This is a genomic window from Streptosporangium sp. NPDC003464 (assembly GCF_053588315.1).
In genome coordinates this window covers 1-3,018 of sequence record NZ_JBSFPS010000489.1, presented here as the reverse complement: position 1 = coordinate 3,018, position 3,018 = coordinate 1, and the positions used below count along the sequence as shown (strand labels likewise).

Below are 3,018 nucleotides of genomic sequence, written 5' to 3'. Positions count from 1 at the left end.
CCCGCTCCGTCCCCCCGGGTGTGGGGGGGGGGCCCGGCGGGGCCCGCCGGCCGTCGCTTTTCCCGGGCGGGCCCGGCCCCGTACCCCAGGGCCTGAACCGGCGGTGAACGTGTTTGAATGTTGAGACAATTGGTTTACACCAATTGGTTTATACCAATTCTCCGGGCGGCCGATATCGATGTTGATTTGACTCCGATTTGAATTGGATTAGACCGCTCCATGGGGTCTGACGTGCGTGAATACACCTCAACACCTTGGGTGACGTTTCATCATCTTATTCGTCGGTAGAGTCCGAAGTGAGGCGGAACCACACGTCATTTGAAGTCGCAGAAGGAGCAACCGTGCCCAAGTACGTTTACGACTTCACCGAGGGCAACAAAGATCTCAAGGATCTGCTCGGCGGTAAGGGTGCCAACCTGGCTGAGATGACCAATCTCGGGCTGCCGGTGCCCCCCGGCTTCACCATCACCACCGACGCGTGCCGCCGGTTCCTGGCGGACGGCGAGCTCCCCGCGGGCCTGGAGGAGGAGGTCTCCCGGCACCTGGCCGCGCTGGAGGAGCGGATGGGCCGCCGCCTGGGCCAGGCCGACGACCCCCTGCTGGTGAGCGTACGCTCCGGGGCGAAGTTCTCCATGCCCGGCATGATGGAGACCGTCCTCAACATCGGGCTCAACGACCAGTCCGTGCACGGCCTGGCCAAGCAGTCCGGCGGCAACGAGCGCTTCGCCTGGGACTCCTACCGGCGTCTCATCCAGATGTTCGGCAAGACCGTCCAGAACATCGACGCCGCGCTGTTCGACGACGCCCTTGAGGAGATCAAGGACGGCCGCGACGACCTGGACCTGGCGGCGGCCGACTTCCAGCGGCTCGTCGAGACCTACAAGGACATCATCCGCACCCAGACCGGACGGGACTTCCCCGCCGACCCGCACCAGCAGATGCGCATGGCCGTCAAGGCGGTCTTCGACTCCTGGAACGCCCCGCGCGCCGTCCTCTACCGCCGCCAGGAGCGCATCCCGGCCGATCTCGGCACGGCGGTCAACGTCTGCTCGATGGTCTTCGGCAACTGCGGCATGGACTCCGGCACCGGCGTGGCCTTCACCCGCGACCCCGGCAGCGGGCACCAGGGCGTCTACGGCGACTACCTGCAGAACGCCCAGGGGGAGGACGTGGTGGCCGGCATCCGCAACACCATGTCGCTGCAGGAGCTGGAGGGCATCGACAAGTCCGTCTACGACGAGCTCATGCAGATCATGGAGAAGCTGGAGAACCACTACCGCGACCTGTGCGACATCGAGTTCACGGTCGAGCGCGGCAAGCTCTGGATGCTCCAGACCCGGGTGGGCAAGCGGACCGCCGGTGCCGCCTTCCGCATCGCCGTACAGCTCGCCGACCAGGGGCTGATCGACCTCGACGAGGCCGTGACCCGGGTCACCGGGGCCCAGCTCGCCCAGCTGATGTTCCCGCGCTTCGCCAAGGACGCGGAGACCACGAAGATCACAACGGGCATGAACGCCTCCCCGGGCGCGGCCGTCGGCAAGGCGGTCTTCTCCTCCGAGCGGGCCGTCGAGCTCGCCGCCCAGGGCGAGGCCGTCATCCTCGTCCGCCACGAGACCAACCCCGACGACCTGTCCGGCATGATCGCCGCCCAGGGCGTCCTGACGAGCCGCGGCGGCAAGACCTCGCACGCGGCCGTGGTCGCCCGCGGCATGGGCAAGACCTGCGTCTGCGGCGCTGAGGAGCTGGAGGTCTCCACCAAGGAGCGCAGGTTCACCGCCCCCGGCGGCGTCGTGGTCTCCGAGGGGGACGTCATCTCCATCGACGGCTCCAGCGGCGCCGTCTACCTCGGCGAGGTGCCCGTGGTCGCCTCCTCGGTCGTGGAGTACTTCGAGGGCACCGGCGACACCGGCGACGAGCTCGTCCAGGCCGTGCACCGCATCATGAGCCACGCCGACGGTGCCCGGCGGCTGGAGGTGCGGGCCAACGCCGACAACGCCGAGGACGCCGCCCGCGCCCGCCGGTTCGGCGCCCAGGGGATCGGGCTGTGCCGTACCGAGCACATGTTCCTCGGCGACCGCCGTCAGCTCGTCGAGGACCTGGTCCTGGCCACCTCCGGCGAGGAGCGGGAGCGGGCGCTGGCCGCGCTGGAGCCGCTGCAGAAGGCGGACTTCACCGAGATCTTCCAGGCGATGGAGGGCCTGCCCGTCACGATCCGCCTGATCGACCCGCCGCTGCACGAGTTCCTGCCCGACTACACCGAGCTGGCGGTCAAGGTCGCCCTCGCCGGTGAGGGGGCCGACGACAAGGACCGCCGGCTGCTCGCCGCGGTCAAGCGCCTGCACGAGCAGAACCCGATGCTCGGCCTGCGCGGCGTACGGCTCGGCCTGGTCATCCCCGGCCTGTTCGCGATGCAGGTCCGGGCGATCGCCGAGGCGGCCAAGGCCGTCCCGGGGGCCCGCGCGGAGATCATGATCCCGCTCGTCGCCGCCGTCCAGGAGCTGGAGACCGTCAAGGACGAGGCGCGGGCGATCCTCGCCGAGGTCGGCGTCGAGGCGCTGGTCGGCACGATGATCGAGGTGCCCCGCGCGGCGCTGACCGCCGGGCAGATCGCCGAGGCCGCGGAGTTCTTCTCCTTCGGCACCAACGACCTGACCCAGATGACCTGGGGCTTCTCCCGGGACGACGTCGAGGCCGCGTTCTTCTCCAAGTATCTGGAGCTGGGCGTCTTCGGCGTCTCCCCGTTCGAGTCCCTGGACCGCGACGGCGTCGGCCGGCTCGTGCGGATCGCCGCCGAGGAGGGCCGGGCCACCCGTCCCGACCTCAAGCTGGGCATCTGCGGTGAGCACGGGGGCGACCCCGAGTCGGTCCACTTCTGCCACGAGGTGGGCCTGGACTACGTCTCCTGCTCGCCGTTCCGCATCCCGGTCGCCCGGCTGGAGGCCGGACGCGCGGCCCTGGCCGCCCCCGCGGACTCCGGCACCCGCTAGGAGCGCCCGCCCGGTCCTCGGGCGCCCCGCG

The 3,018-nt window shown here is 69.7% G+C and carries 1 protein-coding gene; it reads left to right on the top strand.

The window, feature by feature from the left end; all coding sequences use genetic code 11:
* Positions 1 to 341 precede the first annotated feature (341 nt).
* Positions 342 to 2,987 carry a pyruvate, phosphate dikinase gene (gene ppdK / locus ACWDS7_RS47650; protein ID WP_451934697.1) on the top strand — a complete coding sequence of 882 codons (2,646 nt, stop codon included), beginning with the start codon at positions 342 to 344 and terminating at the stop codon, positions 2,985 to 2,987.
* Positions 2,988 to 3,018: the final 31 nt, after the last annotated feature.